This is a genomic window from Burkholderia sp. Leaf177, from assembly GCF_001424345.1.
Lineage (GTDB): Bacteria > Pseudomonadota > Gammaproteobacteria > Burkholderiales > Burkholderiaceae > Caballeronia.
This window is the reverse complement of record NZ_LMPF01000003.1, coordinates 212,859-227,600: the sequence shown is the minus strand read 5'-3', so window position 1 is coordinate 227,600 and position 14,742 is coordinate 212,859. Positions and strand designations below refer to the sequence as shown.

The 14,742-nt window shown below is 59.0% G+C and carries 12 protein-coding genes and 1 tRNA gene; 5 read left to right on the top strand and 8 right to left on the bottom strand.

Features of this window, described 5'->3' with window-relative positions; genetic code table 11:
* Positions 1-120 precede the first annotated feature (120 nt).
* Positions 121-2,235: an ATP-dependent helicase gene (locus ASG35_RS06660; protein WP_056354595.1), complete on the top strand. Its 2,115-nt coding sequence runs from the start codon at positions 121-123 to the stop codon at positions 2,233-2,235.
* A gap of 6 nt (positions 2,236-2,241) precedes the next feature.
* On the opposite strand, the gene ASG35_RS06655 is transcribed toward ASG35_RS06660, so the two are convergent.
* The 4 genes from ASG35_RS06655 to ASG35_RS06640 all read right to left on the bottom strand — a co-directional run bounded on the left by ASG35_RS06655 (position 2,242) and on the right by ASG35_RS06640 (position 5,760).
* Positions 2,242-3,006 (bottom strand): DUF4088 family protein, encoded by a 765-nt coding sequence (locus tag ASG35_RS06655; protein ID WP_056354594.1) that lies wholly within the window; start codon positions 3,004-3,006, stop codon positions 2,242-2,244.
* 145 nt (positions 3,007-3,151) lie between these two features.
* The gene (locus ASG35_RS06650; RefSeq protein ID WP_056354454.1) at positions 3,152-3,625 is read right to left on the bottom strand and encodes a CreA family protein; all 474 of its coding nucleotides are present in this window, start codon (positions 3,623-3,625) and stop codon (positions 3,152-3,154) included.
* Between the two features lie 294 nt (positions 3,626-3,919).
* Positions 3,920-4,978, bottom strand: coding sequence for an aldose epimerase family protein (locus ASG35_RS06645; RefSeq protein WP_056354451.1), 1,059 nt, complete (start codon positions 4,976-4,978; stop codon positions 3,920-3,922).
* Complete coding sequence (locus ASG35_RS06640; RefSeq protein ID WP_056354448.1) at positions 4,975-5,760, bottom strand: FadR/GntR family transcriptional regulator; 786 nt, start codon at positions 5,758-5,760, stop codon at positions 4,975-4,977. The genes ASG35_RS06645 and ASG35_RS06640 overlap by 4 nt, the downstream gene beginning before the upstream one ends.
* Positions 5,761-7,628: 1,868 nt before the next feature.
* Between ASG35_RS06640 and ASG35_RS06635 the strand changes: the two genes are divergently transcribed.
* From ASG35_RS06635 to ASG35_RS06625, 3 genes are read left to right on the top strand one after another with little or no spacing between them, the layout of a single operon-like run.
* Positions 7,629-8,372, top strand: coding sequence for a (Fe-S)-binding protein (locus ASG35_RS06635; protein WP_056354445.1), 744 nt, complete (start codon positions 7,629-7,631; stop codon positions 8,370-8,372).
* Complete coding sequence (locus tag ASG35_RS06630) at positions 8,369-9,778, top strand: lactate utilization protein B (protein WP_056354442.1); 1,410 nt, start codon at positions 8,369-8,371, stop codon at positions 9,776-9,778. The genes ASG35_RS06635 and ASG35_RS06630 overlap by 4 nt, the downstream gene beginning before the upstream one ends.
* On the top strand, positions 9,775-10,362 hold the full coding sequence (locus tag ASG35_RS06625; protein ID WP_056354439.1) for a LutC/YkgG family protein: 588 nt from the start codon (positions 9,775-9,777) through the stop codon (positions 10,360-10,362). Before ASG35_RS06630 ends, ASG35_RS06625 begins: the two co-directional genes overlap by 4 nt.
* 76 nt (positions 10,363-10,438) lie before the next feature.
* Here the strand turns inward: ASG35_RS06625 and kdgD are convergent, their stop codons facing one another.
* The 4 genes from kdgD to fdxA all read right to left on the bottom strand — a co-directional run bounded on the left by kdgD (position 10,439) and on the right by fdxA (position 13,123).
* The gene (gene kdgD / locus ASG35_RS06620; RefSeq protein WP_056354436.1) at positions 10,439-11,356 is read right to left on the bottom strand and encodes a 5-dehydro-4-deoxyglucarate dehydratase; all 918 of its coding nucleotides are present in this window, start codon (positions 11,354-11,356) and stop codon (positions 10,439-10,441) included.
* Between the two features lie 258 nt (positions 11,357-11,614).
* Complete coding sequence (locus ASG35_RS06615) at positions 11,615-12,358, bottom strand: FadR/GntR family transcriptional regulator (protein ID WP_056354433.1); 744 nt, start codon at positions 12,356-12,358, stop codon at positions 11,615-11,617.
* A 233-nt stretch (positions 12,359-12,591) separates the two neighbouring features.
* Positions 12,592-12,667 (bottom strand) — tRNA-Asn (locus tag ASG35_RS06610).
* A 132-nt stretch (positions 12,668-12,799) separates the two neighbouring features.
* Entirely contained in the window at positions 12,800-13,123 is a 324-nt protein-coding gene (fdxA, locus tag ASG35_RS06605) for a ferredoxin FdxA (protein WP_056354430.1), read from the bottom strand.
* Between the two features lie 428 nt (positions 13,124-13,551).
* Here fdxA and pncB point away from each other — a divergent pair, with 428 nt between their 5' ends.
* Entirely contained in the window at positions 13,552-14,742 is a 1,191-nt protein-coding gene (gene pncB / locus ASG35_RS06600; protein ID WP_056354427.1) for a nicotinate phosphoribosyltransferase, read from the top strand.

Genomic DNA, 14,742 nt, shown 5'->3' with positions numbered 1-14,742 from the left:
TAGGGCCAAAAGCGTGCTGCATCAAGCGCTTGCGTGCGAGGGTTGTATGGATATACAGTGTGCGTCACCTGTTTTTTCCATGCTTTAAGGTCACGCGACGTGCTTTCGCCCATTCCCGCCATTGATGCCAGGACCGAATCCGATGAAGCGGAAGTCGCGCCGTATTTGACCAAGCTCAACGACGCGCAGCGTGAGGCCGTCGAATACGGCACCGATGCCGATACCAATACAAGCAACGCCGCCGGCGCGCTGCTCGTGATTGCGGGCGCGGGATCGGGCAAGACGAACACGCTTGCGCATCGCGTGGCGCATTTGCTGGTGAAGGGCGCCGATCCGCGCCGAATCCTGTTGCTGACTTTTTCGCGGCGCGCGGCCAACGAGATGACTCGGCGCGTAACGCGCATCGCAACGAACGCGCTTGGAAACCGCAGCGGCATGGCGCAGGGCCTCACGTGGTCCGGCACGTTCCACAGCGTCGGCGCGCGATTGCTGCGCGACTATGCTGATTTGGTCGGCTTGTCGCCGTCGTTCACCATCAACGACCGCGAGGATTCCGCCGACGTGATGAATCTCGTGCGGCACGAACTGGGGTTATCGGCGAAGGAAAAGCGCTTTCCCGCCAAGTCCACCTGCTTCGCCATCTACTCGCGCGTGGTCAATACGGGCGCTTCGCTCGCGACCGTACTCGATCAGGCGTTCCCATGGTGCCGCGAGTGGGAAGACGATTTGCGCCGCCTTTTCGCCGCCTACGTCCACGCGAAGCAGCAGCAAAGCGTGCTCGACTACGACGACTTGCTGCTCTACTGGTCGCACCTGGCCGCGGAGCCGTCGATTGCGGCGGATTTGTCGAGCCGCTTCGACCACGTTCTCGTCGATGAATACCAGGACACGAACACGCTCCAGGCGTCCATCCTCCTTTCCATGAAACCCGACGGCCGCGGCCTCACCGTCGTCGGCGACGACGCGCAGTCCATCTACTCGTTTCGCGGCGCGACGGTGCGCAACATTCTCGACTTCCCGAATCACTTCAATCCGCCCGCCAAATGCGTGACGCTCGAGCGCAACTACCGCTCCACGCAGCCGATCCTCGCGGCATCGAACGCGGTGATCGGACTCGCCACCGAGCGATATACAAAAAACCTCTGGACGGACAAGTCGTCGGAGCAACGGCCGCGGATCGTTTCCGTCGCCGATGAAGCCGATCAGGCGCGTTACATCGTCGAGCAAATACTGGAAGCGCGTGAAGGCGGCATGACGCTCAAGCAGCAAGCGGTGTTGTTTCGGACCGCGTATCACAGCGCCGCGCTGGAAATAGAACTCACGCGGCGCAACATTCCGTTCGTGAAATTCGGCGGATTGAAGTTTCTCGATTCCGTGCATGTGAAAGACGTGCTGGCCGTATTGCGGTGGGCGGAAAATCCGCGCGATCGCGTGGCCGGATTTCGCGTCGTGCAGTTGCTGCCGGGTATTGGGCCGGCAATCGCGGGTCGCGTGCTCGATCAGGTAACTGAACGTGGCGATACAGCGTCCGCGCTTGCGGCATTTGCGCCGCCGCCGCGCGCGAGCGAGGACTGGCCTGTATTTGCGGCGCTGATGGCGAAGGTGTGCGCACGTGAAAGCGGCTGGCCAGCCGAGTTCGAGATGATCCGGCGCTGGTACGAACCGCATCTGGAGCGCAATCATGAAGACGCGGCGATCCGTCATGGCGACGTGCTGCAGATGGAAAGCATTGCATCCACGTATCCCACGCGCGAGCGTTTCCTGACGGAACTCACGCTCGATCCGCCCGATGCCACGAGCGACGAGTCGGGCGTGCCGCTTATCGATGAAGATTATCTGATTCTTTCGACCATCCATTCGGCCAAGGGCCAGGAATGGAAGAACGTGTTTGTGCTGAACGGCGTGGACGGCTGCATTCCGTCGGACATGGGCACGGGCAGCGACGAAGAAATCGATGAAGAACGGCGGCTGTTATACGTCGCCATGACGCGCGCAAAAGAGGATCTGCATATAGTCACGCCGCAGCGGTTCTATGTGCACAACCAGACGGCCATGGGCGACCGGCACGTGTGGGCGGCGCGCACGCGTTTCATTCCCGCGCATCTGATGCCGCATTTCGAGGCGCGCGCGTGGCCGCATGTGCCTGAGCCGGTGGCGCCGACTGCCGCAGGTTTGGCCGCGGCGGCGAAAGCGAAGCTGGATATCGCGGCGCGGCTCAAGAAAATGTGGGAATAAAGCGCCTCAACGTTCCGCACGCGACGGCTTCGGCACCTTGCGCTCCGGCGTGAAGATTGCACGAAGCCAATTGCCAAAGCGCGTAAAACCGTCATACGGCTCTTCGATAAAAATCTCGGGTTTCAACGAGCGCAATTGTTCCAGCACTTGCTGCGCTTCCTGCTTCGAAACGGAGCCATGAAACATTCCGAGCCGCAGCAAACAGCGCAGCTCGCCAAGCTTCTCGCGCGCGGTCGAGCCCACGCTATGCTCGGTCGCGATCCTTGTTTCGTACACGCGTTGCCGCAGGGAATCGGCGAGACGCCATGCGGGCGTCTGCATCTTCTGCTCGAGATCCTGAATATCCGTTGCCGCCGATTTGATCTGCGCGGCAAGCGATTCGATTTGCGCCGGGTCGCCTTTTGCTTCAGTGACGATCGACGTCGCCCAGGTTCGCGCGGCTTTTACCAGATCGTCCGTCGACCAGTCCGAGCGCACCGCAAACCCGAAACCGTGTTCCGCGGCTTGGCGCATCATCATGTCCACCACGTCCGGGAATTCCTTGTCGAGCGCGCGCTTGGCCCAGGCGTACTGGCCGTTCTGCAGCATTCGCTGGACAGCTTGTTCGGTGAGCGGCGTGGGGTTGTCGAGCAGTTTTGCGCGCAGGAAATCTTCGAACGATGGCGTGACGAATTGCGGATCGAATTTCAGCGACAGGCGAATGAACGTATCGAAATCGCGGCGCAGCGCAACGAGCGTTTCGTCTTTGAATGAGAGGGTGATCTGGCCCATGATGTGTCCCGGTTCGCGCGTCCCGCGCATCGAATTTTTGTGCTCGCGCGGGAAAACAGTTGGCGTCGCCATTAGAGCGATGGCCATTCGTCTTGATATCGGCGGCCGGGCGGAAAACTTTAGAGCGTTGGAGGAAAGCCTCCAGTCACTTCACGGGAATCGTGGTGCCGGCCGGCATAGGCACAGCGGTGACGCTGTTCTTCGCGCTGCCGGTTGCAATGCGGTCGCTATACGTCAGATAAACCAGCGTGTTGCGCTTGGCGTCGACAACTCGCACCACATGCAACGTCTTGAAGATGAACGACATGCGCTCGGAAAACACATCGGCTTTCTGTTTCAGCGGCGCGTCGATCTTGATCGGACCGACCTGGCGGCACGCAATCGACGCCTCGGACGGGTCTTCCGCGATACCCAGCGTTCCCTTCACACCGCCCGTTCGCGCCCGCGAGACGTAGCAGGTGACGCCGGCGACGGCTGGATCGTCGTACGCTTCCACGCTCACGCGATCCGAACCGGTGAACCGGAAGTTGGTGTTCACGCTGGCGATTTCCTCGGCATGAAGACTGGAAACGCCGAACAGCGCAGCGAGCGATGCAAGCAAGGGGAGGGCGCGTTTCATCGGAATCCTTGAGCCATTCCTGGCGGTGTGCTGGCGATATGCTGACGATAAAAAACAAAAAAGGCGTCGTATTGTAACGACGCCTTCGTTGAGTCCGGCTAAAACGCGTGCAGTTGAAAGATCAGTGGAAGATCAGATACAAGATCACCAGCACGATCACCGGAACACCAAGCAGCCAGCCAAGTAGGTAAGGCATGTCGTCCTCCATTCCATATCTGATTTGATGAATCAAGTATCCGTGAGAGGTCGATGTGCCGATAGCCGCGCCTGTCCTATATCGGTGTAGGCGGGCTCCTATCGAATGCCGGTGGTGTATTGCGTCACTTGCCGATAGCGTTCGTTTGGACGCAACACCACGTCTTCCGCGCTTTCCATGTTGATCTGATTTGGGAATCCGCCGGCTTCCAGGCACAACGCGCCATGCTTTTTATAGATCGTGCCTTGTTTGCCCGGCTCGCCTTCCAGATGATTGCTCGTATAAAACACCAGGCCGCGTTCAGTCGTCGATACCGTCAGTTCACGGCCGCTCGGCCGGTGATAGACGTTCGCCGCGCGCTGCAATTCGGGCAGTTCGGTGACCGCGCCGATCGAGCGCAATACAAAACAATGATCGATACCGCCATTCGCCAGCCGGACCTGCTCGTTGTCCTGTGCATCGATGCGCGGTCCGATTGCCGCTGGCTTGCGAAAATCGAACGGGGTGTCGGCGACGCTTTCGAGTGTTACTGGGATCGTGTTTTCATCGATAGTGAAAAACTGGTCCGCCGCGATTTCGATCTCGTGATCGGCAATGCTCGAAGGCGCGCCCGACAAGTTGAAGTACGCGTGATTCGTGAGGTTGAGCGGCGTGGGAGCATCGGTGAAAGCGTCGTAGGCGATCGTCAGCTCCCCCGCCGCGCTGAACGTGTAGGTCACCTGGACCGTGAGCGCGCCGGGAAAACCGTTGTCGCCGGCGGGCGACTCCAGCCTGAACACGAGCGATTCGTCCGTGTGTTTCGCTTGCCAGAGCTTGTAGCTGAATCCGGTCGAGCCGCCATGCAGCGAGTTCGGCGGCTGGTTGGCTTCGAGCGGATACTCGACGCCATCGAGTGAAAAACGCGCGCCCGCGATCCGGTTCGCCCATCGCCCGACGGTCGCGCCCATGTGCGCCGGGCCTTCCGTGTAGGCGGTGGGCGTGTCGTGGCCGAGCAGGATATCGGCGAGACGGCCGTCGCGATCCGGCGCGAACCACGAGACGAGCGCTGCGCCCAGGTTCGTTGCCGATACGCGCAAGCCGTTGTCGTGGCTGATGGTATGGAGTTCGACGGGCGTGCCGTCCGGGAGGTCGCCCCAATGGGCGCTGGAAATGTTCATTGCGTGGTCTCCGGGTTACGGTTTTTCGCGGGTTGGCGCGGCGCTTCGGGCTTCGGCAGCCTGTCACGATACAGCGTGCGCACGTAGTCCAGATGCGCGCCGGCGGCGTCGCGCGCGCGTTGCGGATCACGGGCGATGATGGCATCGAAAATGGCTTGATGTTGCGCGAGCAGATCGGCTTCGACCTGATCGTCGTAATCGACCAGCCTGTGTGACGTCAGCATCGATTCACGCACGAGTTCGTGCAGGCCGTGCATTACGTGGGCGAGCGCGAGGTTGTGGGTGGCATCGGCGATTGCCAGGTGGAACGCGGCGTCGTGTTCGGCAATGCGCGTGCGTTTCGGTTCGATGGCCGCCGTTTTCAGGGCCTGGAAGGTTTCCGCGATGCGGGCGAGGTCGGTATCGGTTGCGCGTTCGGCGGCGTAGGCGGTCGCGAGGGATTCGAGACCGTGGCGCAGTTCGAGGACATCGGCGCTGGCGGTGGGGTGCTGGCTCAGCAATGCGGCGAGCGGTGCGGAGACGAGGGGCGCGGTGACATCGGACACTTCGAAACCGCCGCGGGCGGCGGCGCGGATGAAGCCGTCGGATTCCAGGCGGATTAGTGCTTCGCGCAGCGACGGCCGCGAGACGTTGAGTTGTTCGGCGAGATCGCGTTCGGCGGGGAGGCGCTGACCTGGGGTGAGGGCGCCGCTCGTGATCAGGGCGCGGATCTGGTCGGAGACGACATCGGCGATGCGTACTCGGTAGGCGTTGACGGGATGGAAGGGGCGGGGCGTTGGCACTTTTTTTGGGGGGGATGGTTTGTGAGCGGGGGGCAGGGGTTGGTGCTGCTTGGGCCTTCGCGGGTTTTGTCTTTGCCGTTCTCTTTGGCCACTGTCCGTGGCGGGACTTCATTTCACGAGGTTGGACGCTGACGCTCGAACGTTGTTTGTAGCGGTCGGGGTTGGTGCCGGGTTGTTGCTGCTTAGGCCTTCGCGGGTTCTGTCTTAGCTGACTTCTTCATCACTGTTAGCCACTGTCCGTGGCGGGACTTCATTTCACGAGGTTTGACGCTGGCGCTCGGACGTTGTTTGTTGCGGTCGGGGTTGATGCTGGGTTGCTGCTGCTTAGGCCTTCGCGAGTTCTGTCTTAGCTGACTTCTTCATCACTGTTAGCCACTGTCCGTGGCGGGACTTCATTTCTTTGTCCAACGGCGACAAAGAAACGAAGCAAAGAAAACGCCTCTCCACCGCTAATTCTTAANGCCACTGTCCGTGGCGGGACTTCATTTCTTTGTCCAACGGCGACAAAGAAACGAAGCAAAGAAAACGCCTCTCCACCGCTAATTCTTAAGTGTCCACAACGTGCAGCGACAACTGCGTGGCACGCAAGAAGCACCCTCAGCGCATAGCCCAGAACAGTTGAAACCCTCCCCCTCCGGTAACAGATACCCACACGCTTCGCCACCAGCGTCGGAATCCGTTAATACGGAAACCTGGCATACACGTAACAGCGGACGAGCTCATAACGGGTCCTGAGCAGCTTGAATCCGAGACAGCTTCGCTAGTACCGTAACTCTTCCGTTCTTCCGTTTGGGCGCCAGCGCGCGCAGCGGGGAGGCCTGGTTAGTGGATTCCCACACCGGTGGCGAAGCGTGTGGGTTGCCGTGAACGGAGGGGGAGGGTTTCAAGTGTTCGGGGTTATGCGCTGAGGGTACTTCTTGCGTGCCACACAGTTTTCGCTGCACGCTGTGGACACTTAAGAGTTAGCGGTTGGGAGGCGTTTTCTTTGCTTCGTTTCTTTGTCGCCGTTGGAAAAAGAAATGAAGTCCCGCCACGGACAGTGGCTAACAGTGCTAAGGAAATCAGCTGAGACAGAACCCGCGAAGGCCCAAGCAGCAACAACCCAGCACCAACCCCGACCACTACAAACAACCGCTCAAGCGTCAGCGTCCAACCTGTGAAATGAAGTCCCGCCACGGACAGTGGCTAACAGTGCTNACTGGTCGAGCTTGCGCGCGGGCGCAACCCAGCACCAACCCCGACCACTACAAACAACCGCTCAAGCGTCAGCGTCCAACCTGTGAAATGAAGTCCCGCCACGGACAGTGGCTAACAGTGCTAAAGAAATCAGCTGAGAAAGAACCCGCGAAGACTTAAGCAGCAGCAACCCAGCACCAACCCCGACCACTACAAACAACCGCTCAAGCGTCAGCGTCCAACCTGTGAAATGAAGTCCCGCCACGGACAGTGGCTAACAGTGCTNACCACTACAAACAACCGCTCAAGCGTCAGCGTCCAACCTGTGAAATGAAGTCCCGCCACGGACAGTGGCTAACAGTGCTAAAGAAATCAGCTGAGACAGTACCCGCGAAGACTTAAGCAGCAGCAACTCCGACCACTACAAACAACCGCCCAACCGCCAAAATCAAAACCTCAGGAAATAAAGCCCCGCCACGGCCAGTGGGTGAAAGTGCCAAAAAACTCAGCCAGCACAAAACCCGCGAAACCCCAAAAAGCAGCAACCCACCGTCACCCTCGGACTCCCGAGTCCTTAGTTTGACATGAAACACCACAAACTTTAAAGTCTTGGTCAGACCACGCTGACCACAAAAAGATCCGAAACCGCCAGCAACCCAAAAATTCCCCCGAGCGCCAGCGTAAAAATCAAAATGAAAGTTGCCTTGTTCGTCCCGTGTTTCATTGATGCGTTCTATCCTGAAGTAGGCATTGCGACGCTCGAACTGCTAGAACGGCTAGGCGTAGACGTCGATTACCCCGAAGAACAAACCTGCTGCGGCCAGCCCATGGCAAACAGCGGCGCGCAAAAAGAATCCGCCGGCGCGGAACGCGTGTTCGCCCGCAACTTCGCCGATTACGACTACGTGGTCGGACCCTCGGCGAGTTGCATCCACCACGTGCGCGAACATCTAACGGCAATCGAACAAACGGCATCGGTGAAAAAGGTTCGAACAAGCGCCTACGAGCTCGTCGAGTTTCTCCACGATGTCCTCAAGGTGCGCGAATTTCCATGGGCCGAATTCCCGCACCGCGTAGGCCTGCACAACAGCTGCAGCGCGATTCGGCATCTGAAGGAAGTATCGGCATCGGAAATCGGCGGAGCGCCGTTCTCCAAACCGCGCGCGTTGCTCGAAGGCGTAAAGGGCATCGAATTCGTCGCACCAACCCGACCCGACGAATGTTGCGGCTTCGGCGGCACGTTTTCCGTGACGGAAGAAGCGGTATCGGTGAGGATGGGACAGGACAAGGTGCGCGACCATTTGGGCGCGGGCGCGCAATACATCGTCTCCGGCGACATGTCGTGCCTCATGCATCAGCAAGGCTGCGCCGAACGCCTGAAACTCGATGCACGGTTCATCCACATTGCCCAGGTTCTGAACGGAGCACGCGCATGAGCGACGTCGTGAAGGGCAAGAGCAAACGGCTGGATCACGCGAAAGCGGCGGGTGCGTTTATCGCGAAAACGGATCACGTCGCTTTCCACGATAAACGCCTCTGGGACCTGCGCAGCAAACGCGATGCGCAGGCGCACGGCATGCCGGAATGGGAGACGCTGCGGGATCTGGCGTCGGGGATCAAGGAGCACACGCTCTCGCATCTCTCCGAATATCTCGAGCAGTTCATCACGCAAGCCGAGTCGCACGGCGTCACGGTGCATTTCGCGGCGACCGCCGAGGAACACAACAAGATCGTCTACAAGCTGATGTCCGAGCGCGGCCTGACCACGCTCGTCAAAAGCAAATCCATGCTCACCGATGAATGCAAGATGCGCGAGTACGTCGAACCGCGCGGTATCACGGTGATGGAAACGGATCTCGGCGAACGCATCCAGCAACTGGACAATCAGGACCCGAGCCATATGGTCGTGCCGGCCGTGCACAAGTTGCGCGCGGATGTTGCCGAATTGTTCGGACGGACCATCGGCACGGATCCCAAGAATAGCGACATCCACTATCTCGCCGAAAGCCAGCGCATGAACACGCGACCGTATTTCGTGCGTGAGAAAACGGCCGGCATGACGGGCTGCAACTTCGCGGTCGCCGAGACCGGCACGGTCGTGGTGTGCACGAACGAAGGCAACGCGGATTTGTCGGCGAATGTGCCGCCGTTGCATATTGCATCGATTGGTATCGAAAAGCTGATTCCCATGATTTCCGATCTCGGTGTGTTCGTACGCATGCTGTCACGGAGCGCGCTTGGCTCGCCGATCACGCAATACACTTCGCATTTCCGGGCGCCGCGTCCGGGTTCGGAGATGCACTACATCCTCGTGGATCACGGCCGTTCCGAACGCCTTGCCATGGAGGATTTCTGGTACTCGCTCAAATGCATCCGCTGCGGCGCGTGCATGAATACGTGCCCGGTTTATCGGCGTAGCGGCGGGTTGTCGTATGGCTTTACGTATTCGGGGCCGATCGGCGCGATCATCAACCCGACTTACGATATGAAGCGCTTCAGCAGCTTGCCGTTTGCATCGACGTTGAATGGCAGCTGCACGAACGTCTGCCCAACGAAAGTCAACATCCACGAGCAGATCTACAAGTGGCGCGAGGTCATCGCGGCGAATCACGAAGTGCCGTTCGTGAAGGCCGAAGTGCTGAAGATGGCGGGGCGCCTGCTTGCAAGCCCGACGCTGTATCGCGGCACGGTGGCGTCGCTTGGCGGCGCGTTGAAACGCCTGCCGAATTTCGTGTTGTATAACCCGCTGAACATCTGGGGCCGTCAGCGCGACTTGCCCGAAACACCGCCTGAAACCTTCCACGACTGGTACAAGAAAAATCGCAAGGCGGCGCAGAAATGACGACAACCCGTGAAGCGTTCCTCGCCAAGATTCGCGCGGCGCAACCGGCGGCCCGTCCGCGCCCTGAAGTGCCCCTTTTCGATACACCTCCAGGCGAGCGCCTCGAACGTTTTCGCACGGCGCTGGCGGCAATGGGCGGAACGGTGGTCGAAGGCGAATCGCTCGATACGGTGCGCGCCCTGCTTGCCGAGCGCTTCGGCGCCGATGCTGTGATTGCCTCGGCGGTTCCGGGTATCGATGGAAACCGCGCGCTTGCCCCGGAGATGTCGCCCGCTTTGCTGCAGGACGTCGATGCCGGCGTCGTGCGTGCGCGTTTCGGCGTGGCGGAAACCGGCTCGGTGTGGTTCAGCGAGGACGAGTACATCGTCAACTCGATTGGGTATCTCGTGCAACATCTCGTCGTGCTGCTCGATCCGGCGCGGATCGTGGATGGACTGCAGGACGTGTACAGGCAGGACGATTTCAAGAGCGCCCGATACGCGGTGCTGGTGACAGGGCCATCCGCCACAGCCGACATTGAAGGCGTGCTGATTCGCGGCGCGCAAGGCGTGAGGTCGCTGACGGTTGTTTTGCTCACGGCCTGAACTGACTTGCAGACGTACAAAAGCCCGTTCCGCTTGCGTTGGCGGAACGGGCTTTTTGCTGGCGTATTTCGGGCGATTACTGCGAACCGAGCTTCTTGATCAGCACATCTAGTTGAGCCATTTCGTCTTCGGTCAGATCAGTCAATGGCGCGCGAACCGGACCGGCGCTGCGGCCAATGAGCTTCGCGCCCGCCTTCACAATACTCACCGCATATCCCGCGCGACGATTCCGGATCGCGAGATATGGCATGAAAAACTCATCGAGCAGACGGCCGGTGGTTGCGTGATCCTGCGATGCCACCGCGCGATAAAACTCCATCGCCGTTTTCGGAATGAAGTTGAATACCGCCGATGAATACACCGGCACGCCCAGCGCCTTATACGCTTCGGCATATACCTCGGCAGTCGGCAAGCCGCCGAGATACGAGAAGCGATCACCCAGACGACGACGGATCGTCACCATGTTTTCGATCTCGCCCACTCCATCCTTGAAGCCGATCAGGTTCGGGCAACTGTCTGCCAGACGTTCGAGCATGTCCGCGTTGAGCTTCGAAATCGCCCGGTTATAGACGATTACCCCGATGTTCTTGACCGCCTTGCAAACCTGCTCGACGTGCGCGGCAATCCCTTCCTGACTGGCTTCGGTCAGGTAATGCGGCATTAGCAAGATGCCGTTCGCGCCCAGCCGCTCGGCTTCCTGCGCATAAGCGATGGCAACGCGCGTCGGGCCACCCGCGCCGGCGAGGATCGGCACCTTGCCTTTGCAGGTTTCGGTCGCGGTGCGGATCACGTTCGAATAGTCGGCCTGCGTGAGCGAGAAGAACTCGCCCGTTCCGCCTGCCGCAAACAACGCTGTCGCGCCGTAGGGCGCGAGCCATTCGAGGCGTTCGGCGTAGGTATCGGCGCGAAAATCGCCTTGTTCATCGAAGTCGGTCAGAGGGAAAGACAGCAGGCCTTCGGAAACGATTTTCTTGAGTTCTTGAGGTGTCGTCATGTTCGGTCGTGAGTATTTTTTAAAGTAGCCAGCGCGCACTCGTTATATTGACATACGTTGTCTGATGACATTCTACGGGTGATCGGATTTGTCGTAGTATGGGTATTAACCCCGAATTGCGCGTATTTATAAAGCCTTACAGATCTGTGGGATCGATGTCAAACACACGCACAGTATCCGTTAAAGTATGACGTCAGACAAGATAAGATGCGCCCGCATTCGTTGAGTTGCAGAGCGAAGCAGTCAGACAGCGGCGGGTCAGATATTGGCGTCGGCGGCCTGGTTGGCGCGCCGCAACCGTTCGCGGCTATTCGACAAGTGCATGCGCATGGCGGCGCGGGCGCTTTCGGCATCGCGCCTGACGATGGCTTCAAGAATGCTCTCGTGTTCGAGGTTCACGAGCGACATGTACGCCTTCGGATCCGCCTTGGCGATACCCGCCGAGTCAATGCGATTGCGTGGAATCAGCGCGGAGCCCATTTGCGTCAGGATATCGACGAAATAGCGATTGCCCGTTGCCCGGGCGAGCGCGATGTGGAACTGAAGATCTGCGGCCACGCTGTCATTGCCGTTGCGGCTGGTTGCTTCGATTGCATCGAGCGCGGCGCGCATGCGTACGAGATCCTCAGGTTGTGCGCGCTGCGCGGCCAGACCGGCGCATTCCGTCTCTAGGCTGATGCGCAATTCGAGCACGGAGAGGACGTCACGCAGGGTAGTGGCCGGCACCATGTCGATACCGAGCTTCTCGCGTCGTGGCTCCAGTACGAAACTGCCGATGCCATGCCGTGTTTCGATGACCTCGTTCGCCTGCAGACGCGAAATGCCTTCGCGTACGACTGTACGACTAACGCCGAGCGTCGCCATGAGTTTGGCTTCGGTCGGCAGTTTGTCGCCCGGCTTCAGGGCAGCAGATTCGATCTGTTCGATCACATAGTCGAACACGCTCTCCGCGAGGTTGCGGGCACGTCGGGGTGTCGCGACGGATGCGAGGGGTTCGGCCATCAGAAACGCTCCTTGAGTCGGTCGGGCGGTGGAAGCAAGCCCAGATTATACCGTTGTCTGACGACCGTCGATTTTAAAGATTGGGCGATTACGCGGAGTGGGGCAATCAGCGACGTTCAATTGTCCTGATCGATGCGCGATCATTTCGCAGCACGTCCGCGAGCGGGTTCAATCCCACCCTCCAAACGCAAAAAGCCCAATCTTTCGATTGGGCTTTTTGGCTGGAACCTTTTTGGCTCCCCGACCTGGGCTCGAACCAGGGACCTACGGATTAACAGTCCGGCGCTCTACCAACTGAGCTATCGGGGAACATCTGCAGCAGAGAAACGAAATTATATGGAGGGGAATCTAGACTGTCAACACCCTGCGTTCATCTCGATTTAAAAATTTCCCGGCAACCGATAACCCATTCGCCATCGCCAAAAAGGCGCAATAAGCGCATTAACGTTCGAGCAGTTCGAGCTTCTCTTTTACGTCCTTGAAATCATCGGCTTCGGGCAGCGGCGCCTTGGTCTTGGTGATGCTCGGCCAAGAACGCGAGAGATCTGCATTCAATTCGATGAAGTGCTGTTGATCGCCCGGCACGTCTTCTTCAGCATAGATTGCATTGACCGGGCACTCCGCCACGCACACGGCACAGTCGATGCACTCGTCCGGATCGATCGAGAGGAAATTGGGACCTTCGCGGAAGCAATCCACCGGGCACACGTCCACGCAATCGGTGTAACGGCACTTGATGCAGCTTTCGGTCACAACGTGAGTCATTCAGGCTCCTGCATGCGAAATTCGTGGGGCGGCGGGGCAACTTGGACGCTGGTTCAAACTCGAACCGTCAGTCTCTTTCCTGGGCAGGGGAGCCCGGTTGTGCACATTGCGCGCGCTAAAACCAATATTGTAGCGTACCGGTAAATACGAGCGCGACCCCGATCTGGCAAGCTTTATATCCTTTAGTGATTTGTTTATGGACGCAAACGTGCTCCGCGCGTGGTCGCTAGCGAATGCTGAAGCCAGCGTGGGCGCGGCTCTAGGCCGGCACTTCGGGTAACATGCACTTCAAGGCCGCAGGGGACCAGCCAATGCACGTCACACGCCTCTCAGACCGTGACCATACAAACCGTGTCACCGCTTGCGGTTCTTCCCGCGGGTTTTTGCCTGGCGGTTCTTTCCGTTGTACTAGCCGTTCGTCTGGAACCATGATCATCCATTCGCTGCTCGATACCGATCTCTACAAGTTCACCATGATGCAGGTGGTCCTGCATCACTTTCCGGCAGCGCACGCGGAATACAAATTCCGATGCCGTACGCAAGGTGTCGATCTCGTTCCGTATATCGATGAAATCCGGGAGGAAGTGCGAGCGCTCTGTCAGTTGCGTTTCACCGACGACGAACTCGAATACCTTCGGCGGATGCGCTTCATCAAGAGCGATTTCATCGACTTCCTGGCGCTCTTTCATCTCAACGAAAAGTCCGTGACGATCAAGCCGTCGGCGAAGAATAACGGCGAGATCGACATCGATATTGTCGGACCCTGGCTGCATACCATCCTGTTCGAGATCCCCGTTCTCGCGATCGTCAACGAGGTCTATTTCCGCAACACGCAGCGCGATCCGACTTTCGAAACCGGGCGCGAGCGGCTGCGCGACAAGATCGAACTGCTTGGCGGCCGTCCCGAAGTCTCGGACTGCAAGATCGCCGACTACGGCACCCGCCGCCGTTTCTCGGGCAAGTGGCACGAAGAAGTCATCCTCAAGCTGAAGGAAGGGCTCGGCGAACAGTTCACCGGAACGAGCAACGTCTACTACGCAATGAAGCATGGCCTTCGTCCCCTCGGCACGATGGCGCACGAATACTTGCAAGCTTGCCAGGCGCTCGGTCCGAGGCTGCGCGATTCACAAGTGTTCGGCTTCGAAATGTGGGCCAAGGAATATCGCGGTGATCTGGGCATTGCGCTCTCCGATGTTTATGGCATGAAGGCGTTTCTCAACGACTTCGACATGTACTTTTGCAAGCTCTTCGACGGCGCGCGTCACGATTCCGGCGATCCCTTCGACTGGGGCGAGCGCCTGATCCGTCACTACGAACAGAATCGCTGCGACCCTCGAACCAAGGTACTGGTTTTCTCGGACGCACTCGATATCCCGAAAGTCCTTCGCCTCTACGAACGTTTCCGCGGCCGCTGCCAGCTCGCGTTCGGCGTTGGTACGAACCTCACCAATGACCTCGGTTATCAGCCTCTGCAGATTGTCATCAAGATGGTCCGATGCAACGGTCAGCCAGTCGCCAAGCTCTCCGATTCACCCGGCAAGAACATGTGCGAAGACCAGGCTTATCTTGCGTACCTGCGTCAGGTCTTCGATATCGCCAAGCCGGTAGGAGAACTGTAG

Coding starts and splice junctions, on each gene's coding strand:
- ASG35_RS06655 (WP_056354594.1), bottom strand. CDS start 3,006: ATGGGCCAGATCACCCTCTCATTCAAAGACGAAACGCTCGTTGCGCTG.
- ASG35_RS06650 (WP_056354454.1), bottom strand. CDS start 3,625: ATGAAACGCGCCCTCCCCTTGCTTGCATCGCTCGCTGCGCTGTTCGGC.
- ASG35_RS06645 (WP_056354451.1), bottom strand. CDS start 4,978: ATGAACATTTCCAGCGCCCATTGGGGCGACCTCCCGGACGGCACGCCC.
- ASG35_RS06635 (WP_056354445.1), top strand. CDS start 7,629: ATGAAAGTTGCCTTGTTCGTCCCGTGTTTCATTGATGCGTTCTATCCT.
- ASG35_RS06630 (WP_056354442.1), top strand. CDS start 8,369: ATGAGCGACGTCGTGAAGGGCAAGAGCAAACGGCTGGATCACGCGAAA.
- ASG35_RS06625 (WP_056354439.1), top strand. CDS start 9,775: ATGACGACAACCCGTGAAGCGTTCCTCGCCAAGATTCGCGCGGCGCAA.
- kdgD (WP_056354436.1), bottom strand. CDS start 11,356: ATGACGACACCTCAAGAACTCAAGAAAATCGTTTCCGAAGGCCTGCTG.
- ASG35_RS06615 (WP_056354433.1), bottom strand. CDS start 12,358: ATGGCCGAACCCCTCGCATCCGTCGCGACACCCCGACGTGCCCGCAAC.
- fdxA (WP_056354430.1), bottom strand. CDS start 13,123: ATGACTCACGTTGTGACCGAAAGCTGCATCAAGTGCCGTTACACCGAT.
- pncB (WP_056354427.1), top strand. CDS start 13,552: ATGATCATCCATTCGCTGCTCGATACCGATCTCTACAAGTTCACCATG.